This window comes from Amnibacterium sp. CER49 (assembly GCF_029846255.1).
In the GTDB taxonomy this organism is placed as follows: Bacteria; Actinomycetota; Actinomycetes; order Actinomycetales; family Microbacteriaceae; genus Amnibacterium.
In genome coordinates, this window is record NZ_JARVWQ010000001.1 from 1,275,342 (window position 1) to 1,296,525 (window position 21,184).

Annotated in this window: 19 protein-coding genes and 1 tRNA gene; 9 read left to right on the plus strand and 11 right to left on the minus strand. The window is 73.0% G+C overall.

What is annotated here, in order from left to right:
* Positions 1-151: 151 nt before the first annotated feature.
* Positions 152-236, minus strand: a tRNA-Ser gene (locus QDR37_RS06165).
* Positions 237-386: 150 nt separating this feature from the next.
* Here QDR37_RS06165 and QDR37_RS06170 point away from each other — a divergent pair.
* Positions 387-1,571, plus strand: coding sequence for a S53 family peptidase (locus QDR37_RS06170; RefSeq protein ID WP_279712735.1), 1,185 nt, complete (start codon positions 387-389; stop codon positions 1,569-1,571).
* 148 nt (positions 1,572-1,719) lie between these two features.
* Here the strand turns inward: QDR37_RS06170 and QDR37_RS06175 are convergent, their stop codons facing one another.
* Positions 1,720-2,538, minus strand: a complete 819-nt coding sequence (locus QDR37_RS06175) for an HAD family hydrolase (RefSeq protein WP_279712736.1) — start codon at positions 2,536-2,538, stop codon at positions 1,720-1,722.
* On the minus strand, positions 2,535-3,800 hold the full coding sequence (gene serS, locus QDR37_RS06180; protein ID WP_279712737.1) for a serine--tRNA ligase: 1,266 nt from the start codon (positions 3,798-3,800) through the stop codon (positions 2,535-2,537). The genes QDR37_RS06175 and serS overlap by 4 nt, the downstream gene beginning before the upstream one ends.
* A gap of 89 nt (positions 3,801-3,889) precedes the next feature.
* Here serS and QDR37_RS06185 point away from each other — a divergent pair, with 89 nt between their 5' ends.
* Entirely contained in the window at positions 3,890-4,930 is a 1,041-nt protein-coding gene (locus QDR37_RS06185; RefSeq protein WP_279712738.1) for a diacylglycerol kinase family protein, read from the plus strand.
* A gap of 130 nt (positions 4,931-5,060) precedes the next feature.
* Here QDR37_RS06185 and pheA read toward each other — a convergent pair whose 3' ends face one another.
* Entirely contained in the window at positions 5,061-6,032 is a 972-nt protein-coding gene (pheA, locus tag QDR37_RS06190) for a prephenate dehydratase (RefSeq protein WP_279712739.1), read from the minus strand.
* Positions 6,033-6,072: 40 nt separating this feature from the next.
* On the opposite strand from pheA, the gene pgm reads away from it, so the two are divergent.
* Positions 6,073-7,692, plus strand: a complete 1,620-nt coding sequence (gene pgm / locus QDR37_RS06195) for a phosphoglucomutase (alpha-D-glucose-1,6-bisphosphate-dependent) (RefSeq protein WP_279712740.1) — start codon at positions 6,073-6,075, stop codon at positions 7,690-7,692.
* A gap of 48 nt (positions 7,693-7,740) precedes the next feature.
* Here the strand turns inward: pgm and QDR37_RS06200 are convergent, their stop codons facing one another.
* From QDR37_RS06200 to QDR37_RS06210, 3 genes are all read right to left on the minus strand, one after another.
* On the minus strand, positions 7,741-8,049 hold the full coding sequence (locus QDR37_RS06200) for a hypothetical protein (RefSeq protein WP_279712742.1): 309 nt from the start codon (positions 8,047-8,049) through the stop codon (positions 7,741-7,743).
* 117 nt (positions 8,050-8,166) lie between these two features.
* The gene (locus QDR37_RS06205; RefSeq protein WP_279713565.1) at positions 8,167-9,216 is read right to left on the minus strand and encodes a biotin/lipoate A/B protein ligase family protein; all 1,050 of its coding nucleotides are present in this window, start codon (positions 9,214-9,216) and stop codon (positions 8,167-8,169) included.
* Positions 9,217-9,236: 20 nt separating this feature from the next.
* Complete coding sequence (locus tag QDR37_RS06210; RefSeq protein ID WP_279712743.1) at positions 9,237-10,088, minus strand: alpha/beta fold hydrolase; 852 nt, start codon at positions 10,086-10,088, stop codon at positions 9,237-9,239.
* Between the two features lie 64 nt (positions 10,089-10,152).
* Here QDR37_RS06210 and QDR37_RS06215 point away from each other — a divergent pair, with 64 nt between their 5' ends.
* Positions 10,153-11,424 (plus strand): MFS transporter, encoded by a 1,272-nt coding sequence (locus QDR37_RS06215; RefSeq protein ID WP_279712744.1) that lies wholly within the window; start codon positions 10,153-10,155, stop codon positions 11,422-11,424.
* A gap of 19 nt (positions 11,425-11,443) precedes the next feature.
* Here QDR37_RS06215 and QDR37_RS06220 read toward each other — a convergent pair whose 3' ends face one another.
* Entirely contained in the window at positions 11,444-12,745 is a 1,302-nt protein-coding gene (locus QDR37_RS06220) for an ATPase (RefSeq protein ID WP_279712745.1), read from the minus strand.
* A 225-nt stretch (positions 12,746-12,970) separates the two neighbouring features.
* Between QDR37_RS06220 and QDR37_RS06225 the strand changes: the two genes are divergently transcribed.
* The 4 genes from QDR37_RS06225 to thrS all read left to right on the plus strand — a co-directional run bounded on the left by QDR37_RS06225 (position 12,971) and on the right by thrS (position 17,866).
* Positions 12,971-14,167 (plus strand): ATP-binding protein, encoded by a 1,197-nt coding sequence (locus QDR37_RS06225; protein ID WP_279712746.1) that lies wholly within the window; start codon positions 12,971-12,973, stop codon positions 14,165-14,167.
* Positions 14,164-15,258 carry a hypothetical protein gene (locus QDR37_RS06230; RefSeq protein WP_279712747.1) on the plus strand — a complete coding sequence of 365 codons (1,095 nt, stop codon included), beginning with the start codon at positions 14,164-14,166 and terminating at the stop codon, positions 15,256-15,258. The genes QDR37_RS06225 and QDR37_RS06230 overlap by 4 nt, the downstream gene beginning before the upstream one ends.
* Positions 15,259-15,354: 96 nt before the next feature.
* On the plus strand, positions 15,355-16,311 hold the full coding sequence (locus QDR37_RS06235; protein ID WP_279712748.1) for a PrsW family glutamic-type intramembrane protease: 957 nt from the start codon (positions 15,355-15,357) through the stop codon (positions 16,309-16,311).
* Between the two features lie 289 nt (positions 16,312-16,600).
* Positions 16,601-17,866, plus strand: coding sequence for a threonine--tRNA ligase (thrS, locus tag QDR37_RS06240; RefSeq protein WP_279712749.1), 1,266 nt, complete (start codon positions 16,601-16,603; stop codon positions 17,864-17,866).
* Here the strand turns inward: thrS and QDR37_RS06245 are convergent.
* Positions 17,809-18,285 (minus strand): GNAT family N-acetyltransferase, encoded by a 477-nt coding sequence (locus QDR37_RS06245; RefSeq protein WP_279713566.1) that lies wholly within the window; start codon positions 18,283-18,285, stop codon positions 17,809-17,811. The genes thrS and QDR37_RS06245 overlap by 58 nt on opposite strands.
* 133 nt (positions 18,286-18,418) lie before the next feature.
* On the opposite strand from QDR37_RS06245, the gene QDR37_RS06250 reads away from it, so the two are divergent.
* Positions 18,419-19,024 (plus strand): class I SAM-dependent methyltransferase, encoded by a 606-nt coding sequence (locus QDR37_RS06250; protein WP_279712750.1) that lies wholly within the window; start codon positions 18,419-18,421, stop codon positions 19,022-19,024.
* Positions 19,025-19,117: 93 nt separating this feature from the next.
* Here the strand turns inward: QDR37_RS06250 and rocD are convergent, their stop codons facing one another.
* Together rocD and ddaH are read right to left on the minus strand one after the other, a co-directional pair.
* A complete protein-coding gene (gene rocD, locus QDR37_RS06255) occupies positions 19,118-20,317 on the minus strand; it encodes an ornithine--oxo-acid transaminase (protein WP_279712751.1) in 1,200 nt (399 codons plus the stop codon).
* Positions 20,314-21,171: a dimethylargininase gene (gene ddaH, locus QDR37_RS06260; RefSeq protein ID WP_279712752.1), complete on the minus strand. Its 858-nt coding sequence runs from the start codon at positions 21,169-21,171 to the stop codon at positions 20,314-20,316. Before ddaH ends, rocD begins: the two co-directional genes overlap by 4 nt.
* Positions 21,172-21,184 lie beyond the last annotated feature (13 nt).

The window sequence follows — 21,184 nt, forward strand, 5'->3', positions numbered from 1 at the left end:
CACCGACTTGCACGGCGTTCTGCCGCGAGCGGCCCGACGAGGACCTCGCGGGCACCCGTGTGGGCACGATGTGGGCAAACGCGGATGCTGAGCAGCCGCCGACAGCAGCCAGATGTCACCCTGGTCAGAGGAATCGCTCGTCAGGTCACGGCGGAGGGCGTGGGATTCGAACCCACGGGACGTTTCCGCCCACCGGTTTTCAAGACCGGGTCCATCGGCCGCTCGGACAGCCCTCCAGGGGAGCGATGGTACCGAGCGGCGCTCCTCGAAGCGGTTCCCCTGCGATGCCAAGCCGTTGTACGCACCGCTGGCCGAAGTCATAGGTGTCGCTTACGGTGAGGGCCGGGGCTCGATCAGGGCACCCATTTGTCGACGGGGAGGTCCGGATGAGCAGGTACCGGTTCGGTCGATCGCTGGCGCTGGGGGTGACCGCCCTGGCGATGCTCGTCACCGCCGGTCCGCTCGCCGCGCAGGCAGCACCCGGCGGGTCATCGGGGTCGCACGTCCACGTCTGCGCGGCACCGAAGCACGGTGACGCAGCGTGCAACGCGATCCGTAACGACGCGAAGCCCAACGCCACCGCGGCGCCGAGCGGGTACGGGCCGAGCGACCTCCGCTCCGCCTACAACCTCACGAGCACCGGCTCGAGCACGCAGACCATCGCCATCGTCGACGCGTACGACGACCCGAGCGCCGAGCAGGACCTCGCCGTCTATCGGTCGACCTATGGTCTGCCGGCCTGCACCACGGGCAACGGCTGCTTCAGGAAGGTCAACCAGAGCGGCGGGACGAAGGCGCCGCGCGCCAACGGCGGCTGGGCGCAGGAGATCTCGCTCGACCTGGACATGGCCAGCGCGATCTGCCCGGGCTGCCACATCCTGCTGGTCGAGGCGAGCACCGCCTCCCTGACGAACCTCGGCACTGCGGTCAACACAGCGGTGCGGCTCGGCGCCACGGTCGTCTCCAACAGCTACGGCGGGTCCGAATCCTCGAGTGACACGACCTACGACGAGAGCTACTTCAATCACCCTGGCGTCGCCATCACGGTGAGCTCCGGCGACAGCGGATATGGCGTGCAGTACCCGGCGGCGTCGAAGTACGTGACGGCGGTCGGCGGCACGAGCCTGAACCGGGCCTCCAACGCGCGAGGCTGGACGGAGACCGCGTGGAGCGGTGCCGGTTCCGGCTGCTCCGCTTATGACGCGCAGCCCTCCTGGCAGACAACCGTTCCCGCCACGTGCGGCAAGCGGGGAGTCGCCGACGTCTCGGCGGTCGCTGATCCGAACACCGGCGTCGCGGTCTATGACAGCTACGTCTACCAGGGCGTCTCCGGCTGGCTGGTCTTCGGGGGCACCTCGGTCGCTGCGCCCGTCATCGCTTCGGTCTACGCGCTCGCCGGTAATGCGGCCTCCGTCACCTACGGCTCGAACCCGTACAGCCACACGAGCAGCCTCTACGACGTGACGAGCGGCTCGAACGGCTCCTGCGGCGGCAGCGCCCTCTGCACCGGCACCGCCGGCTGGGACGGCCCGACCGGCCTCGGCACGCCGAACGGGATCGGCGCGTTCTAGAACGCGAGAACAGGAGCGGGGCGGTCGGCAGCGACCGCCCCGCTTCGCGTCTCCGGGCAGCTGCTCGAGGGGATGTGCCGCTTCTCGCGTGATTCGGGCTTTCCGAACCGCAGGAGGGAGCAGCCGCCGGGTGCAGGAGCCACGCGGGTCAGCCGAAGAGGCGCTCCAGCAGCTCCGCAAGACCGTCGAGCGCCACCGGCCCCGCGACCTGCGTCGCGACCGCCCGCACCTCGCCGGGCGCCTGGCCCATCGCGACGCCCCGGCCCTCGCGGCTCGCCCACTCGAGCATCTCGATGTCGTTGCGGCCGTCGCCGACCGCGACGACGTGATCCGCCGGCACATCGAGCCGCTCGCGGACCCGCTCGAGGGCCGTGGCCTTGTTCACGCCGTCCGGGGCGATGTCGAGCCAGGCGGTCCAGCCGACCGCGTAGCTGACGCGGTGCAGGCCCATCCGCTCGACGAGCTCGAGGAACTCCTCCATGCCGTGCGTCGGCGAGATGACGACGACGCGGGTGGCCCGGACGCCGAGCAGCTGCTCGAACGGCACCTGCTCGCTCGACTCGCCCATCCCGCCCTGCGGGAAGTCCTCGGTGTAGCGGAAGTGCCCGGCCTCGTCCTCGACCGCGTAGCGCGCCTCGCGCAGGGCGTCGCGAACGGTGATGAGCACCTCGCTCGGGTCGAAGGTCTCGACGAACTCCCGCCGGTAACCGGTCGGGTCGTCCTGATCCCGGCGGAGCGTGATCGCCCCGTTCGAGCAGACGACGTACTCGGGCGCGATGCCGAGCAGGTCGAGCACGGGCAGCGCTCCGGCGACCGAGCGCCCGGTCGCGAGCATCACCTCGTTGCCCGCCTCGACCGTGGTGCGGACCGCGTCGCGCACGCGGTCGGAGACGATGCCGTCCTCGTGGAGCACCGTGCCGTCGATGTCGAGCGCGACGAGCCAGGGTCCGCCGTTCAGCTCGCTCACGAGGCGGGCTCGAGCACCTCGAGGCCGCCGAGGTAGGGCCGCAGCACCTCGGGCACGGCCACCGAGCCGTCCGCCCGCTGGTGCGTCTCGAGCAGCGCCACGATCCACCGGGTCGTGGCGAGCGTGCCGTTCAGCGTGGCGACGGGCGCGGTGCGGCCGCTCTCGGCGCGGTAGCGGATGTTCAGCCGTCGAGCCTGGAACGTGGTGCAGTTCGAGGTCGAGGTGAGCTCGCGGTAGGCGCCCTGCGTCGGCACCCAGGCCTCGACGTCGTACTTGCGCGCGGCCGACGTGCCGAGATCGCCCGCGGCGGTGTCGATGACGCGGTAGGCGAGCCCGAGATCCGTGAGCATCGCCTCCTGCAGCGCGAGGAGCCGAGCGTGCTCCGCCTCGGCGTCGGCCGGGTCGATGTACGAGAACATCTCGAGCTTGTCGAACTGGTGCACGCGGATGATGCCGCGGGTGTCCTTGCCGTGGCTGCCCGCCTCGCGGCGGTAGCAGGTCGACCAGCCCGCGTAGCGGAGCGGCCCGGTCGAGACGTCGAGGATCTCGTCGGCGTGGTAGCCGGCGAGCGCCACCTCGCTCGTGCCCGTGAGGTAGAGGTCGTCGGCCTCGAGCCGGTACACCTCGTCGGCGTGCGCACCGAGGAAGCCGGTGCCCTGCATGATCTCGGGCTTCACGAGCGTCGGGGTGATGAGCGGCGTGAACCCGGCCTCGAGAGCGCGGTTCAGGCCGAGCTGCATGAGGCCGAGCTCGAGCCGCGCGCCGATGCCGCGCAGGTAGTAGAAGCGGGCGCCCGACACCTTCGCGCCGCGCGCCATGTCGATCGCGCCGAGCAGCTCGCCGAGGGCGAGGTGGTCCCGCGGCTCGAAGTCGAACGCGGGGCGCCTGCCGACCTCGCGGAGCACGACGTAGTCGTCCTCGCCGCCGGGCGGCACGTCGTCGAGCACCACGTTCGGGATCGCGGCGAGCGCCGCCTCCGCCTGCGCCTCGGCCGCGGACGAGCGCTCGGACGCGGCCTTCACCCGCTCGGAGAGCTGCTTCACCTCGGCGAGCAGCGCGGGCTTCTCTGCCTTGTCGGCAGCGGCGACCCGCTTGCCGAACGCGTTCTGCTCGGCCCGGAGGCGCTCGAACTCGGCGATGGCCTCGCGGCGCTCGGCATCCGCGGCGGCGGCCTCGGCGACGGCCTCGACGCGCTCCCCGCGCAGGCGCTGCGACCGCTCGACGACCTCGGGTGCGGCGCGGATCAGCTGCACGTCGATCACGGCCCAAGCCTAAGCGGCGTGCACGAGGTCGCCCCACAACCCCTGAACAGGGCCGGGACCCTGCGGAGGCGCGCCGATAGGGTTCCCGCATGTCTGAGGGAAGCGCCGCGACCGGATCGCACGCCGCGGTCGTCTTCAACCCCATCAAGGTCGATCTCGACCAGCTGCGGAAGGTGGTCGGCGCGAGCGCCGAACGCCACGGCTGGAGCGAGACGCGCTGGTACGAGACCAGCGAGGAGGACCCGGGCACCGGCCAGGCGAAGCAGGCGCTCGAGGACGGCGCCACCGTCGTGCTCGCGGCCGGCGGTGACGGCACGATCCGAGCGGTCGCCGAGGGCTTGCGCGGCTCCGACGTCCCGGTCGCGCTGCTGCCGTCCGGCACCGGCAACCTGCTCGCCCGCAACCTGAAGCTCACGATCGACCGGCTCGAGGAGTCGGTCGAGACCGCGTTCACCGGTGTGAACCGCAAGATCGACCTCGGGGTCGTCGACATGGAGCGCCCCGACGGGCAGCGCGACACCCACGCCTTCCTCGTCATGGCGGGCCTCGGCCTCGACGCCGCGATGATCGCGAACACCGACACGAAGCTGAAGAAGAAGGTCGGCTGGCTCGCCTACGTCGGCGGCATCGCCCGCAGCCTCGGCCGCTCCAACTACATCCGCATCCGCTTCCGGCTCGACGAGGAGAGCGCCCGCAACCTGCGGGTGAACACCATCCTCATCGGCAACTGCGGCCTGCTGACCGGCAACATCCTGCTGCTCCCCGACGCCGTGGTCGACGACGGCCAGTTCGACATCGTCGCGCTGCGGCCCGAGGGGTTCTTCGGCTGGCTGCAGATCATCTGGAAGGTGATCTGGGAGAATGGCGTCATGCGCCGCAGCAGGCTGGGCCGCAAGATCCTGCAGAACACGAAGGAGGTGCGGACCCTCCGCTACCTCCGGGGCAAGCAGATCGTCGTGCGTCCGGACTCGCCCCAGCACTTCCAGCTCGACGGCGACACGATGGGCGAGGTCGTGGCGGTGCGCGCCCGCGTCGACGAGCTCGCGCTCAGCGTCCGCATCCCGCGCGACGAGTCCGGGCGCCTCCCTGCGTCGCAGGAGGCGCAGGAGAAGCAGGACGTGCCTGCCTGACGGCGCGTCAGGGCCTGGACGACGACCGCGTGTAGGTGATCCGGCCGGCCGTAGGTACCGATGCCGTGTGTCGCACCTACACGAGGGCGAAGTACCTACACGCGGTATTCGGCGGGTGAGGATCGCCGCGTCAGGGGCTGCGCAGGCTCGCGAGCCAGGACCGCGCCTCGGCGTAGACCGCGTCGTCGTGATGCGCCTCCGCGGCGCCGACCGGTCGTCGGTCCGCGCGCGGGTACGACCCGAGGAACAGCACGCGGGGGCTGTAGCGCTTCACGCCGAGCAGCGCCTCGGCGATGCGCTCGTCGTCGAGGTGGCCGTCGAGGTCGATGACGAACCGGTAGCGACCGAGCTCGTCGCCGATCGGGCGCGAATGCAGCAGCGAGAGGTTCACGCCGCGCGCCGCGAACTGCTCCAGCAGCTCGAGCAGCGCACCCGGCCGGTCGGACGGCAGGTCGGCGACGATGCTCGTCTTGTCCGCACCGGTCGCGGCCGGCAGCGGGACGGACGCGGCACGGGCGACGAGCACGAACCGCGTGACGGCGTTCGGGTTGTCTCCGACGTCACCGGCGAGGGTCTCGAGGCCGAACCGCTCCCCCGCCGTCGGCGTCGCGACCGCCGCCTGAGCGAGATCGCCCTCGTGCTCGGCGAGGAACTGGGCCGCCTGCACGTTCGACGACGCGGGCAGGTGCGTGTGCGCCGGCAGGTGCGCCGACAGCCACCGACGGCACTGGGCGTAGGCGACCGGGTGCGCGGCCACCACGTGCACGTCGGCGAGCCTGACGCCGAGCCGCGCCACGAGCGCGAAGCGCACGGGCACGAGGTACTCGCCGACGATGCGGAGGTCGTGGATCGTGGCGAGCGCGTCGAGCACAGCGGCGACCCCGCCCTCGACCGTGTTCTCGATCGCGAGCATGGCCGCGACCGAGCGTCCGGAGACGACGTCGTCGAGGGCCTCACCGATGTTGTTCACGGGGCGCCACTCGGCACCGCGGGCCGCCTGGACCTGGGCGAGGGCCGCCTCGGTGAAGGTGCCGGCGGGGCCGAGATAGCTGTAGGCGGCCTGGGCGCCGGCTGCGTCCGCAGGGGGCACGGGCTGCGGCATGGTCTAGAGACTATCGAGGCGGCCGCGCCAGGATGAGGACATGACCTCACGGGCAGGGACGCCGGCGACCGCATCGGACCTCATCGACGTGGAGGAGCTGCTCCACGCCTACTGGCACCGCCACCCGGACGTGAGCGACCCGGAGCAGCGGGTGGTGTTCGGCACCTCCGGGCACCGCGGCAGCTCGCTGAAGTCGGCGTTCAACGAGGACCACATCGCCGCGATCACGCAGGCGATCGTCGAGTACCGCGCGAGCCAGGGCACCACCGGCCCGCTCTTCATCGGCCGCGACACCCACGCCCTCAGCGCGCCGGCGCAGACCACGGCGCTCGAGGTGCTCGTCGCGAACGGCGTGCGGGTGCTCGTCGACGAGCACGACGGCTTCACGCCCACGCCCGCCGTAAGCCACGCGATCCTCGCCTACAACCGCACGGCGGCCCCCGACGACCAGGCCGACGGCATCGTCGTCACCCCGAGCCACAACCCGCCGGCCGACGGCGGCTTCAAGTACAACCCCCCGACCGGCGGCCCCGCCGACACCGACGCGACGAGCTGGATCGCGAACCGCGCGAACGAGCTCATCGAGAACGGCCTCGACGGTGTGGAGCGCGCCGAGCCCTCCGCGGTCGAGACGTACGACTTCCGCACGCGGTACGTCGACGACCTCGCCTCGATCATCGACATCGACGCGATCCGGGAGTCCGGGATCCGCATCGGTGCCGACCCCCTCGGCGGCGCCTCGGTGAGCTACTGGCAGGCGATCGCCGACACCTACGGCCTCGACCTCACCGTGGTGAACCCCGAGGTCGACCCGGCCTGGTCGTTCATGACGCTCGACTGGGACGAGAAGATCCGCATGGACCCGTCGTCGCCGTCGGCGATGGCGAGCGTCGTGGCCCGCGCGGGCGACTACGACATCCTCACCGGCAACGACGCGGACGCGGACCGGCACGGGATCGTCACGCCCGACGGCGGGCTCATGAACCCGAACCACTACCTCGCGGTGGCGATCCAGTACCTCTACGAGCACCGGCCGCAGTGGTCGCCCGACGCGGGCATCGGCAAGACGCTCGTGTCGAGCTCGATGATCGACCGGGTGGCCGAGTCGCTCGGCCGCCGGCTCGTCGAGGTGCCCGTCGGCTTCAAGTGGTTCGTGCCGGGCCTGCTCGACGGCTCCGTCGCGTTCGGCGGCGAGGAGAGCGCGGGCGCGAGCTTCCTCCGCAAGGACGGCTCGGCGTGGACGACCGATAAGGACGGGATCCTGCTCTGCCTGCTCGCGAGCGAGATCCGGGCCGTGACCGGGAGGTCGCCGAGCGAGCTCTACCGCGAGCTCACCGAGCGGTTCGGCGACCCCGCGTACGAGCGGGTCGACGCCGCCGCGAGCAAGGCGCAGAAGGCGGCGCTCGGCAAGCTCGACGGCGACGCCATCGGCGCGACCGAGCTCGCGGGCGACCCGATCGTCGCGAAGCTGTCGAAGGCGCCCGGCAACGACGCTGCGATCGGCGGGGTGAAGGTGGCGAGCGAGGCCGCCTGGTTCGCGGCCCGCCCCTCCGGCACGGAGGACGTCTACAAGATCTACGCCGAGAGCTTCAAGGGCCCCGAGCACCTGAAGGCGGTGCAGGAGGAGGCCCGCCGCATCGTCGACGCGGCGCTCGGATAGCGGCATGCCCGGCCGGCCGCATCGATGGCCGGCCGGGACGCGGCGGCGCTAGAACCGGTCGTTCACCGGCAGGATGCGGTAGAAGTGCGCCTCGGGCGGCCTCGTCACCCCGGCCTCCGCCATCAGCCGGCCGATGTCGGCCTGGTGGTCGAAGAAGTCGTGGAAGGCCTGCTCGCTCTCCCACTCGTCGATGGCCAGCACGCTGCCGTCCTCGGCCTCGAGGAACTGGTGGTGGATCGCCCCCTTCGACCGGCCGATCTCGGCCAGCCGTTCGAGCATGTGGTCGGTGTCCCGGCCGGCCATCTCCTCGACGGCTTTCGCGGGTGCGTCGAACTTGATCATCGCGATGACGCTCATGACTGCTCCTTCGCCGGCGTGGCGGCCCCCGTCCGGGCGCCGCTCCCGCGCCGAGCGTAGGAACCGGGGTGGAGCAGGACGGGGCGGAAGGGCCGGGGCCTTCGGTCCCCCGACCCGTCAGGGCACGCGCTCCAACCACTCCCGGGTGCTGAACTTCGTCTCGACGAGTCGCTCCGCGGCCTCGAGCTCCTCGGGCCGCAGCTCGCCCGGCGTCGCGCCGGTGAGGCGGACGAAGGTCTCCTTCATCCGGTCGATGATCGCGGCACGCGGCAATCCCGACTGCTTGCGGAGCGGATCGACGCGCTTCGCGGCGCTCACGGTGCCCTTGTCGCTCATCTTCTCGCGGCCGATGCGGAGCACCTGCACCATCTTCTCGCCGTCCATGTCGTAGCTCATGGTGACGTGATGGAGCACCGCACCGTCGCCCAGGCGCTTCTGCGCGGCGCCGCCGATCTTGCCCTGCGGCGACGCGATGTCGTTGAGCGGCTGGTAGGTGGCGTCGATGCCGAGCGAGCGCAGGGCCTGCAGCACCCAGTCGTCGAGGTAGGCGTACGACTCGGCGAAGGTCATGCCGCGCACGAGGTCGCCGGGCGCGTAGAGCGAGTACGTGACGACGCTGCCCGCCTCCATGAACATCGCGCCCCCGCCGGAGATGCGCCGCACGACGTCGACGCCGAAGCGCTTCGCGTTCTCGAGGTCGACCTCGTTCTTGAGGCTCTGGAAGCTGCCGATGACGACCGCGGGTTCGTCCCACTCCCAGATGCGCAGCGTCGGCTTCCGTCGTCCCGCGCCGACCTCCTCGGTGAGCACCTGGTCGAGGGCGAGGTGGACGGCGGGCCGCACGGCGGGCGGGTGCAGCAGCTCCCAGTCGTAGTCCCGCCAGTCGGCCGCCCGGCCGATTGCGCGGCGGATCGCGGTCGCGACGGACTCGGGCGTGAACCCGAGCAGCACGGCACCCGGCGGGAGCGCCGCCCGGATCGCGGCCGCGAGCTCGGCGGACGACGTCTCGGCCGGCAACCCGGTGACCGCGCCGTCGATCGCCTCGAGCGCGTCGTCGGGCTCGAGGAAGAAGTCGCCGGCGAGCCGGAACCGGACGATGCGCCCGTCCTCGATCGCGAGGTCGACGACGACGAGCTTGCCGCCCGGGACCTTGTATTCCCCGTGCAGCGCCTGCTGCCCCTCGTCGGTCATGCCGTCCGCCCTCCGAGCACGTGCTGCTCCATCCAGGTGACGAGATCGCGCACGACCTCGTCGCGGTTCGTCTCGTTGTAGACCTCGTGCCGCGCACCGTCGTAGACGCGCACGGTGACGTCGTCGAGGCCCGCCCGGTCGCGGTAGGCGCGGGCGAGGCGGTGGGCGCTGCGCGCGCCGCCGAGGGTGTCGTCGCTGCCCACCTGCAGCAGCAGCGGCAGGCGCGGCGGCAGGTTGCGCGCGGGACGGCCGAACAACCGCAGGCCGTCGCGGACGCCGAGCAGCTTCGCGGTCTGCGCGGGGAACGTCAGCGGGTCGGCGACCCAGGCCTCGGCGACGGCCGGATCGCGGCTCAGCCACTCCGCGCCGGTCGTGCCCAGGGAGCGGTGACGGCGGTTCAGGTCGCCCGCGTCCATGTACCCCGGCAGCCGGTAGGCGGTGCCGGACAGGACGAGACCGTCGTAGTCGGCGGCGTGCCGGTTGACGGAGATCTGCGCCATGAGCGAGCCCCAGCTGTGCCCGAGCAGCACGAGCGGCACCCCCGGGTTCGCGGAACGGGTCGCGACGGAGAACGCGTGGATCGCCTCGATCGTCGCGCGGAGGCCCCCGGGACCGAGCCGGCCCATCGACGTGGCGTCCGGCCACTGCCCCCGTCCCGTCGCACCGTGACCGCGGTGGTCGTCGGCGACCACGGTGAAGCCCGCGGCGTTCAGATCGGCGGCGAGGGCCGCGTACCGACCGGCGTGCTCACCGATGCCGTGCGAGACCTGCACGATCGCGCGGGGCTGGGGCACGGTCCACTCGTAGGTGTGGATCGTGACGCCGTACGGGTCGACGAAGGAGGGCACCTCCGCATTGTCGTCCGGTTCCCCAGCCAGGAATGCATATCCTGCTTATGCAGTTGGAGGGCTCATGACGGATGCGGTGCGGACCGGAGGCATGTTCCGGTCGTTGCGCATCCACGACTACCGCGTCTGGTCCGCCGGGGCGATCGTCTCGAACGTCGGCACGTGGATGCAGCGCACCGCGCAGGACTGGATCGTCCTCACCCAGCTGACCCATGGCGACGCCTTCGCCGTCGGCGTCACGATGGCGCTGCAGTTCGGCCCGCAGCTGCTGCTCCTGCCGATCACCGGCCTCGCCGCCGACCGCATCCCGAAGCGGACGCTGCTCATGCTCACGCAGGCGGTCATGGGACTGCTCGCCCTCGGGCTCGGTCTGCTCAGCATCGCGGGCGTGGTGACCCTGCCGGAGGTGTTCGGCTTCGCGTTCCTGCTCGGCTGCGCCGCCGCGTTCGACGCCCCGGCACGGCAGAGCTTCGTCTCGGAGCTCGTCGGCCCCGACGACGTGACGAACGCGGTGGCGCTGAACTCGGCGTCGTTCAACGCGGCGCGGCTGCTCGGCCCCGCGGTCGCCGGCCTCCTCACCGAGGCGGTCGGACCGGGGTGGGTGTTCCTCCTCAACGCGGCCAGCTTCGCGGCCGTGATCGTCTCGCTCCGCGCGATCCACCCCGCGGCGCTCGAGCCGGCTGCGGGCGGAGGCGGTCGGTCGATGGGCGACTTCGTCGCCGGCTTCCGCTACGTGCGCTTCCGCCGCGACCTGATGGTCGTGTTCACGATGATCTTCCTGATGGGCACCTTCGGCATGAACTTCCCCATCTACGCCTCGACGATGGCGGTGCTGCTCCACCAGGGCGCGAGCGGGTACGGGCTGCTCTCCACCGCGCTCGCGATCGGCGCGGTCGCCGGAGCGCTGCTCGCCGCCCGGCGCGCCGAGCCGAGGTTCGGGCTGCTCATCGTCGCCGGCCTGCTGTTCGGCGTCGGCCTCGTGCTCGGCGCCCTCGCCCCGAACTACCTCGTGCTCGCGTTCGTGCTGCCGCTCGTCGGCCTCGCCGCGCAGACCTTCATGACGACCGCGAACGGCGCCGTCCAGCTGAGCGTCGAGCGCTGGGTGCGCGGACGCGTCATGGCGATCTACATGGCGATCTTCATGGGCGGCACCGTGATCGGCGCGCCGGTCATCGGGTGGATCGCGAACGCGTTCGGGCCCCGATACGGCCTGGTGGCCGGCGGCTCCGCCGGCCTCCTCGCCGCGATCGTCGGTGCGGTGTGGCTGAGCAGGGCCCGCTCAGCCAAGCCCGCCGAGGACCCGTCGGTGCTCGCGCCGCACGCCGTCCGCGACTGAGCGAGCCGGATCGAGCCGGTCAGAGCCCCTCGGCCACCGCGGCCGCCGCGGCGAGCCACGCCCGCTGCGTCGGCCGTGCGAGCTCGTCGTACCGGAGCCGGCCGCTGTGCATGGCGTCGTCGAACGGGACCGTCACCGCCGCGCGGGCGATCGACCGGAACTGGGCCGCGATCGCGCGGGCGTCGCCGTGCGCGAGGTTCGGGTCGGACTGCGACACGATCACGGTCGCTCCCGCGGCCAGCGCGGCCGTGCGGGCGTCGCGCTCGGCGAGCTGCTCGAGCAGCAGCGCCCCCGCCTCGGCGTGCTCGCCGAGGGCCGTGGTGGCGATGACGATCGCATCGGCGCGCTGGATCATCTGCTGCCAGCGATCGGCCGACTCGTCGTTGCCCGAGTCGAGGATGAGCAGGCGGTAGTACTTGCGCATCACCTTGTGCAACGTGTCGAAGTCGCCCCGCGTGAGGTGCTGCTGGTTCGCGAGCACGCGCGGGTTCGAGCGCAGCACGTCGTACCGGTCGAGCGGCTGGTGGTGCACGTAGCGCGCGAGGTCGGACACCTCGGCCGCCGGCATCATCAGCTCGGCCGCGCGCGGCAGCAGGTCGTGCACCGTCGCGTCGTGCAGCCCCTGCTCGGTGCGCCAGCCGAGGGTGCCGCGGGTCTCGTTGTTGTCCCAGGCGAGCACGCCGGCGCTGCCGTAGCGGGCGAAGACCGCCGCGAGCATGGCGGTGGTGGGCGTCTTGTTCGCCCCGCCCTTGCCGTTCACGACCGCGATCGTGCGGGGGCCGTCCCAGGAGCGGCTCACCACCCGGATGTCCTCGCGCTCGGCGACCTCGTCCGCGGAGGGCCCCACCGAGAAGCCGAGGCGGTTCGCGGCGGCGCGCCAGCCTCGGGTGGGCGGTGCGACGTCGGGGCCGCGGTCGAGGAACGACTTGCGGTCGCCGCGCCGCGTCCTGAGCGGCGCCGCGGGCTCGGGCCGGGGTGCGGCCTGCTGCGAGGCGACGGCCGTCTGCGCCTCGGGCGTCTGGGGAGCGCGCTGGACGGCGGGCACCGCATCGGCCGCGGCCGGACGGGTCGCCGGACGCAGGTCGTGCACCGCTGCGGCGGGCTGCGTCTCGTACGGCTCGGGCCGGGTCCCCTGCCCGGCGCTCTGCGCCGCCGGACCCGGGGGGAGCTCGTCGGGCAGCCGCTTGTGTTTCACGGGCGGCAGCGCCGGCCCGCGCGCGGGCAGCCCGATCGAACCAGCGGGCGCGGCGTCGTCGCCGAGGACCGCGCGGTCGTGCTCCGTCGGAGGAGCCGCGGCGGTGCCGGTGTCCGGATCCGTCATCCCTGTCCTCCCCCGGGTCGGGTGTCCAGCGTCCTGTCCAACCTAGCGAATCCGCCCTCGTCCTCTGCTCGGCGCCTGTATGGCCCGACTGGCATACGTGGCCCTGGCGACCGGCGGGAGTCGGGAACGAGGAGGGCCGGTGCTCGGTAACGGTTCGGGACCGACTCGCGGTGGCCTGGCCGGTGCCCCTCGTCCGAGGGTGGACCGACCCGTACGATCCCGCGCATGCCGCCCGCTCCCACCCGCTACGCCCAGGCGCTCTCCGCCGGGCTCGGCGCCGGAGCCGTCTGCTACGCCCTGGTCTCGCTCGGCATGGCCTGTCTCGGCACGGCGGCCGCCCTGCTGCCGCAGCTCGGTTCGGAGGTGCTGCCGCCGGTGCTCGGCACGCTGCTCGCGGCGGTGGGCGTGCTGCTGCAGGCGACGAACCGCCGCCGACGGCACTGGCGGCTCGCAGCGGCCGCGGGGTTCCTCGCCCTGGAGGGCGGCCTGCTCGTCGTGCTGCTCACGCTGCCCACGCCGTCGTCGATGCCGCACTCCACGGCGGTGTTCGGCCTCTCCGTCTTCAAGACCGCCCTCGTCGCCTCGTGCGTGAACGCGGGCCGCCGCTACGGACCGGCCGTGAGCGCGGTCGCCGCGGTCGCGGTCTCCGAGCTGCTCTGCCTCACGGTCGGCGGCGCGCGCGGCCTCCCGTGGGAGCCGGACCTCGCCGAGCTCGGCGCGCTCGCGATCGTGCTGCTCGCGAGCGTCGGCTTCGCGGTGGGGCGGGCCCGCGCCGTCCGCGCGGGCCGTCGTCTCGCCGCCGCCGAGGACGAGGACGCCCTGACCCGCACCCGGGCGATCGCGCGCTCCCGAGCCGCGGCGGTCGTGCACGACACGGTGCTGAACGACCTCGCGGTGCTCGCGACGAGCGGCGCGGGCCCGCTCGCCTCCGGCGTCGCTCAGCGGCTCGCCGGCACGCTCGATCTGCTCGCGTCGCCCGACTGGCTGCGCCCGGCAGCCGTCGCCGGCGAGGGGTCGTCGCCGCTCGACGAGGCCGTGGCGCACGCCACCGCCGCCGGGCTGCACGTGCGGCTGGCCGGCGACCTCGGTCCCCTGCGCGAGCTCGAGCCCTGCGTCGCCGCCGCCCTCGGCGCCGCGGTGGAGCAGTGCCTCACGAACACCCTCCGCCACGCGGGCACGGACGCGGCCGAGGTCACGGTGCTCGCCGAGACCGAGGGGGTCTCGGTCATGGTCTCCGACGCGGGCAGCGGCTTCGACGCCGACGCCGTCGGTCCCGACCGCCTGGGACTCAGCGCCTCCGTGCGAGCGCGGATCGAGGACCTCGGCGGCACGGTGCGGATCTTCGCGAAGCCCGGCTTCGGCACGACCGTGCTGCTCACCGTGCCGCGCTCGGCCGACTCGCTGATCGGATCCGGAGCGTGATCGCGCGCGAGGCGAGCCTGCAGCAGCAGGACCCGCTCGAGGTCGGCGGCTGGGCGCGACTCTTCGCCGTCGGCGGCACGGTGCTCGCGCTGCTCGTCGCTGCGGTGACGACGCTCGCACGCCCCGACGAGATCACCGACTGGGGGCTCGAGGCGGCCGCGTTCGTCGCGCTCGTGCTCGCCGGCGTCGTCGTGATCCTGGCCGCGAGCCCGTTCCGCGCCCCCTTCGGCCGCGTCCCGCACGTGCTCGTGCTCGTGCTCGGCGTGAGCGCGTTCACGCTCGACGAGATGGCGCAGCTCGGCACGAACGCGCTCGTGCACGACGACTGGGGCCTCACCGCCCTCCCGGTGCTCCTGCTCGTGCTCGCCCCCCTGCGACCGCCGCGGGAGCTGCTCGTCGGTGGCGTCGCCGCAACCCTCGCCGTCGGCTGGGTGGCCGCGTCGATCTCCCCGTTCGTGGCGGTGCCCATGTCACCCGTCGCCCGGGCGATCGTGGCGATGACATCCGTGCTCGCCCCGGGCTGCGCGGCCGCCGTCTTCGCGGCCGTCGTGCTCCGACGGCGCCGCGCGGTCCCCGTTCCCGAGGCCCCGGCCGGACTGCCGGACGAGGTGCGCCTGTCGGTGCAGCAGGAGACGATCGCGCGGCTCGAGGCCGACGTCGTGCCGCTGCTCCGGGAGATCGTGGCCGAGGGGGCGCTCACGACCGCGCAGGGGCAGCGCGCCCGCGCGCTCGCGACCGGCCTGCGCTCCGCCCTCGTCGCCGAGCTGCAGCGCGACTGGATGCGCGAGGCCGGGTTCGCGGTGACCGACCCGCAGGGGTCGGCCGAACGGATGACCGCCGAGCAGCGCGCCGCCCTCCGCAGCACGCTCGCTGCGCTGCCCCTGCTCGACCCCGAGCATCCCGGCACCGCGCGGCTCAGCGCCCGGGAGCGGAGCGCGCTGGCCGAGGTGGCCGTCCCCGTGCAGCGCCGCCCCTCACGGGGCGACCTGGCACCGATGATGCCGATGCTGAGGACGGTGTTCACGCGGGCCGAGGTCCGGGCCGACGAGCACGCGGTGGTGCTGCTGCTCGAGTTCCCGATCCCCCACTGAGCGTCCGCTCCGAGCGCGATCGGATCGCGCCGGAGACCGCCGGGAGCGCGTTGTCAACCCACTTCCGACCGGGGGCGGCGGGCGGACCATGGTCGCATGACGGCATCGGAGGAATCCGCGTCGATCCTGCTCCGCGACGGGCCGGAGCGCACCCGCCGCCACGGCTGGTGGTGGAAGGCGCTGCTCGCCGGGATCGCGCTCTGGATCGCCTCGACGATCGTCACCGCGTCGACGCTGAACGTGAACCTCATCCCGACGCTGATCCTGCTCGGCAGCTTCGTCGTGCCGTTCAGCGTCGTGCTCTTCGCCGCCGAGCGCGTGAACGGCAGCTTCACCGGTTCCCACCTCATGGTCGCGTTCTTCGTGAGCGGCGTGCTCGGGGTGCTCGGGGCGTCGCTGCTCGAGGTGCATCTCAGCCAGAACCTCTTCACGTTCCTCGCGGTGGGCTTCATCGAGGAGTTCGTGAAAGGCGTGCTGCTGTTCCTGGTCGGACGCTCGCTCGTGCCGAAGACGGCGCGGCAGGGCGCGCTGCTCGGCGCCGTCGTCGGCGCGGGCTTCGCGGCGTTCGAGTCGGCCGGGTACGCGTTCAGCGCGGCGCTCACCGGGCAGGGCATCGACCTGCAGTCGCTGCTGCAGACCGAGGTGATCCGCGCCGTGCTCACGCCGCTCGGGCACGTGCTCTGGACCGCCGTGCTCGGTGCCGCGATCTTCGCCGCGTCCCGCGACGGGCGCCGCTACCGCTTCACGATCGGCGTGGTCGTCGCATACGTCGTCGTGTCCGTGCTGCACGGTCTGTGGGACTCGATGGGCGCCATCGGGGCGGTCGTCGCCGTGCTCGTCACGGGCAACCGGATCGTTCCGGCGCTCGTCTACGGCTTCGTGCGTCCCGGCACCGCGGCCGAGGTGTCATCCCTCTCGACCGCGTTCTACGTCGTGGGTCTCGCCGTCATCTCGCTGATCGGCCTGGTCGTGCTGACCGCCCTCGTGCGGCACCACCGGCGTCGCGACGTGTCGGTGCTCGAGCAGCACCACAGGACCCCACTCGGCGTCTGACCCGTGCAGCGTCGCGGATCCGGATTTCTCGCGCGGATGCGGATTTCTCGGGCGACACGCCGCATGAACGGCCCGCGCCCCGGCGTGTCGCCGGATTCTTCCGGATCCGCGAAGGGCCATGGCGGACCGACTCGCCTATGCTTCCCGCCATGCGCAGCCAGAGCACGACGACGCCGGAGCACCTCCCGGCGTCCTGACCGCTCGCGCGAAACGAACATCAGCCCCGGGGAGCACCCCCGGGGCTTTCTCGTGTCGGCGCTCCCCTTCTCACACCAGAAGGAAGCAACCGATGCCCGATTCCCGTTCCCTCGGCCGGTCCCTCGGCCTGTTCGGCACCGACCCCATGATCGGCGCCGGCCTGCCGTACTGGCTGCCCGCCGGCGCCGTGGTCCGCCACGAGCTCGAGGAGTACGTGCACGAGATCGAGCGCCGCGCCGGCTACCGCCACGTGCACTCACCCGTGCTCGGCAAGCGCGAGCTGTACGAGCGGTCCGGCCACTGGGCCCACTACCGCGACGACATGTTCCCGCCGATGCGGCTCGGCGCCGAGGAGGTGGTGCTGCGGCCGAGCCTCTGCCCGCACCACGTCCTCATCTACCGCTCGCAGCAGCACAGCCACCGCGAGCTGCCGGTGCGGATCGCCGAGCTCGGCGGCATGTTCCGCGAGGAGGCGTCGGGCGTGCTCGGCGGCCTCGACCGGGTGCGCGCGATCCAGCTGAACGACGCGCACCTGTTCTGCCGTCCCGACCAGGTGGGCGCCGAGGTGCACGCGGTGCTCGACCTCATCGACCACGTCCACGCCGACCTCGGGATCGTGGCGTCACGGTTCCGGCTCTCCCTCGCCGGCGACGGCGCCAAGTACGTCGCCGACCCCGAGCTCTGGCGGCGGAGCGAGGCGGCGCTCCTCGCCGTGCTCGAGGAGCGCGGCCGTCCGTTCGAGGCCGCGCGAGACGAGGCAGCGTTCTACGGGCCGAAGATCGATGTGCAGGTGCGCGACTCGGCGGGCCGCGAGTCCACCCTCTCCACCGTGCAGGTCGACCTGCACATGCCGGCTCGGTTCGACCTCGAGTACGTCGGCACCGACGGGGCCGCGCATCGCCCCGTCATGGTGCACCGCAGCCTCCTCGGCAGCCTCGAGCGGATGGTCGCGCAGCTGCTCGAGGTCCACGGGCCGGCGCTGCCCGCCTGGCTCGCGCCCGTGCAGCTCGTCGTGCTGCCGGTCGGCGACGAGCAGGACGCGCCCGCCCGGGCGATCGCGGACCGGGCGATCGAGGCGGGCCTCCGCGCGGAGTCCGTCGCCGCCGACCGCGGCACCCTCGCTGCCCGCATCCGTGCCGCCGCCGCCGTCCCGGTGGTCGCCGTGGTGGGGGCCCGCGAGGCGATGGAGGGGAGCATGTCGCTGCGCCTGCGCTCCGGGAAGCGCGCGGACGGGCTGCCGGAAGCGGCGGCGCTGGCGGAGGTGCTGCGCATCGCCGCCCGCCCGGTGCCGCCCTCGGGTCAGTCGAGCCGCAGCTTGAAGCCCTCGTGGGAGGCGGTGAAGCCGAGGCGCTCGTAGAAGCGGTGGGCATCGCTGCGTGCCTTGTCGCTCGTGAGCTGCACGAGCACGCAGCCGCGGCGCCGGGCCTCGTCGACGGCCCACCGGATCATGCTCGAGCCGAGCCCTCGCCCGCGGTACCGCTCGTGCACGCGCACCGCCTCGAGCTGCGCCCGAAGCGCACCGCGGCGGGCGAGGCCGGGCAGCACCGAGAGCTGCAGCGTGCCGACCGGGTCGCCGTCGTCGGCGACGAGCAGCAGGTGGGCCGGATCCGCGGCGATCGCGTCGAAGGCGCGGCGGTAGGCCGCGAGGTCGTGCTCGTCCCGGACGCCGTCCCGGAGCTGCCCCAGCTGGTCGGCGGCGAGCAGCTCGACGAGCGCAGGCAGGTCCTCCGCGGTCGCGGCGCGCAGGGCGACCACCGTGTCGCCGAGGGGCAGCATCGCGGGGAGGGTCACGCCGGAAGCCTGCCAGCCGTCCGCGCGACGCGTCCGCGATGCGGAGACGGGCGGACGCGGCCACGACGGGCCGGAAGGGTCGCCCGTTCCGGCCGAGCACGCCCTGCAGAATGCGGTGGTGCCCGACGAGGACCCGAACGCGGCGACGCTGCGCACCTACGAGCGGCACGCGGACCGGTACATCGAGCGCACGCTGCGCGACCGCACCGCGCTCGTCGAGGAGCTCGTCGCACTCGTGCCGCGCGGCGCGACGGTGCTCGAGCTGGGCAGCGGGCCGGGCGTCGACGCGCTCGCCCTCGAGGCCGCGGGCTTCGCCGTCCACCGCACCGACGCCACACGAGCGTTCGTCGAGCGGCTGCGGGAGCAGGGCCACGATGTCCGCGAGCTGAACGCGCTCGACCCGGAGTGGGGCGGTCCCGTCGACGCGGTCTTCGCGAACGCGGTGCTGCTGCACTTCCCACCTCCGCAGCTGCGGCGCGTGCTCGAGCACGCGCTCGCCGCGGTCCGACCGGGCGGCGTCCTCGCCGCGACGCTGAAGGGGGGCAGCGGCGAGGAGTGGTCGACGCGCAAGCTCGACGCCCCGCGGCACTTCACCTACTGGGAGCCGGAGCCGCTCCGCCGGCTCGTCGAAGCGGCGGGATGGACGGCGGTCGAGGTGCGCGAGACGACCGAGCCCGGCGCCGACGAGCGCTGGCTCACGCTGCTGGCCCGTCGCGTCGCCTGACCCCTCAGCATTCCGGGCGGGTTCCGACGAAGCGGGCGCGAAACGACGCCCGGGATGTCGGGACCCGCCCGGTTTCCGGGGAGGGGCCCGGGGTCAGGTCGTGGGGACCGCCGCCGGCACGAGGGCGTGCTCGAGCACATCGACCGCGTGCTCGAGGTCGGCCTCCGAGATGACGATCGGCGGGGCGAGACGCACGGTCTGACCGTGCGTGTCCTTCGCGAGCACGCCGCCAGCCATCATCCGCTCGCAGACCTGGCGTGCGGTGCCCACGGCGGGGTCGACGTCGACGCCCGCCCAGAGGCCGCGGACGCGGACGGCGGTGACGCCGTGCCCGACCAGCGCGGTGAGCCGCCGCTCGAGCACCGCGCCGAGCTCGCGGGCGCGCCGCTGCGGCTCGCCCGTGGCGAGCATCCGCACGACCGCTCGGCCGACCGCGGCGGCGAGCGGGTTGCCGCCGAAGGTCGAGCCGTGCTCGCCGGGGCGCAGCACACCGAGCACGTCGCGGTCCCCGACGACCGCCGACACGGGCACGATGCCGCCGCCGAGCGCCTTGCCGAGCAGGTAGAGGTCCGGCACGACGCCCACGAGGTCGCAGGCGAAGGTGGCGCCGACCCGGCCGAGGCCGGACTGGATCTCGTCCGCGATGAGCAGCACGCGGTGCTCGTCGCAGAGCCGCCGCACCGTGGGCAGGTAGTCGTCCGGCGGCACGATGATGCCGGCCTCGCCCTGGACGGGCTCGAGCAGCACCGCGACGATCGTGTCGTCGATGGCCTCCGCGATCGCCTCCGCGCTGCCGTACGGCACCATGCGGAAGCCGGGCGTGTAGGGCCCGAAGTCGTCGCGAGCCGACGGGTCGTCGCTGAACGAGACGATGGTCGTGGTGCGGCCGTGGAAGTTGCCGCTCGCGACGAGGATCGTCGCCTGGTCGTGCGGGACTCCCTTGACCCGGTAGCCCCAGGCGCGGGCGACCTTGATGCCCGACTCGACCGCCTCGGCGCCCGTGTTCATGGGGAGCACCATCTCCTTGCCGCAGAGCGCGACGAGCTCCGCGGCGAACGGCTCGAGCTGGTCGTTCTCGAACGCGCGTGAGACCAGGGTGACGCGGTCGAGCTGCGCCTTCGCGGCGGCGACGAGCTCGGCGTTGCGGTGCCCGAAGTTCACCGCCGAGTAGGCGGCGAGCAGATCGAGGTAGCGCCTGCCGCTCGTGTCGGTCACCCACGCGCCCTCCCCGCTCGCGATCTCGACCGGGAGGGGGTGGTAGTTGTGCGCGAGCGCGCTCCGCGCGCCGCTCATCGCGCGATCCGGAGCTCGAGGGTGCAGCACTTCACGCCGCCGCCGCCGCGGAGGAGCTCGGAGAGGTCGAGCCCGACCGGGGTGTAGCCGCGCTCCACGAGCGCGGCCTCGAAGCCCTTCGCCTTCTCGGCGATGACGACGTTCCGGCCGTCGGAGATCGAGTTGAGGCCGAGCCACTGGGCGTCGTCCTCGCCGACCTCGATGGCGTCGGGGTAGCGCCGCTGCAGCTCCTGGCGGCTCGCGTCGTCGAAGGCGCCGGGCAGGTAGGCGATGTTGGCGTCGTCGCCCGTGGGGTCGAGCACGGCGATCGCGGTGTCGAGGTGGTAGAACCGCGGGTCGACGAGCCGCAGCGTGACGACCTCGCGGCCGACCACGCGGGAGAGCTCGGCGTGGCTCGCCGGGTCGGTGCGGAAGCCCGTGCCCGCGAGGATCACGTCGCCGACGAGCAGGAAGTCGCCCTCGCCCTCGTTCACCTCGCGCGCCTCGTGCACCGCGAAGCCGCGACGCTCGAACCACTCCCCGTAGGCCGGTCCCTCGGGCTGGCGCTCCGGGTAGGTGAACCGCGCCGTGTACGCGATGCCGTCGAGCGTGAAGCCGCCGTTCGCGGCGTACACCATGTCGGGGAGGCCCGCGATGGGCTCGATCAGCTCGATCGTGTGCCCGAGCCGCAGGTACGTGTCGTGCAGCGACTGCCACTGCTCGAGAGCGAGCGCGGTGTCGGTCGGCACCTGCGGGTGCATCCAGGGGTTGATCCGGTACGCGACCGTGTAGTGCTCGGGACGGCACATCAGGTAGTGGCGCGAGAGGGCCTCGCGCTCGCGGACGGACGACGGCGCAGGAGCGGCTTGCGACATGCGCACCTCTTCA

Coding starts and splice junctions, on each gene's coding strand:
- pheA (WP_279712739.1), bottom strand. CDS start 6,032: ATGCCGCAGCCCGTGCCCCCTGCGGACGCAGCCGGCGCCCAGGCCGCC.
- QDR37_RS06215 (WP_279712744.1), top strand. CDS start 10,153: ATGACGGATGCGGTGCGGACCGGAGGCATGTTCCGGTCGTTGCGCATC.
- QDR37_RS06185 (WP_279712738.1), top strand. CDS start 3,890: ATGTCTGAGGGAAGCGCCGCGACCGGATCGCACGCCGCGGTCGTCTTC.
- QDR37_RS06220 (WP_279712745.1), bottom strand. CDS start 12,745: ATGACGGATCCGGACACCGGCACCGCCGCGGCTCCTCCGACGGAGCAC.
- QDR37_RS06200 (WP_279712742.1), bottom strand. CDS start 8,049: ATGAGCGTCATCGCGATGATCAAGTTCGACGCACCCGCGAAAGCCGTC.
- rocD (WP_279712751.1), bottom strand. CDS start 20,317: ATGAGCGGCGCGCGGAGCGCGCTCGCGCACAACTACCACCCCCTCCCG.
- thrS (WP_279712749.1), top strand. CDS start 16,601: ATGCCCGATTCCCGTTCCCTCGGCCGGTCCCTCGGCCTGTTCGGCACC.
- QDR37_RS06235 (WP_279712748.1), top strand. CDS start 15,355: ATGACGGCATCGGAGGAATCCGCGTCGATCCTGCTCCGCGACGGGCCG.
- QDR37_RS06170 (WP_279712735.1), top strand. CDS start 387: ATGAGCAGGTACCGGTTCGGTCGATCGCTGGCGCTGGGGGTGACCGCC.
- QDR37_RS06225 (WP_279712746.1), top strand. CDS start 12,971: ATGCCGCCCGCTCCCACCCGCTACGCCCAGGCGCTCTCCGCCGGGCTC.
- QDR37_RS06245 (WP_279713566.1), bottom strand. CDS start 18,285: ATGCTGCCCCTCGGCGACACGGTGGTCGCCCTGCGCGCCGCGACCGCG.
- pgm (WP_279712740.1), top strand. CDS start 6,073: ATGACCTCACGGGCAGGGACGCCGGCGACCGCATCGGACCTCATCGAC.
- ddaH (WP_279712752.1), bottom strand. CDS start 21,171: ATGTCGCAAGCCGCTCCTGCGCCGTCGTCCGTCCGCGAGCGCGAGGCC.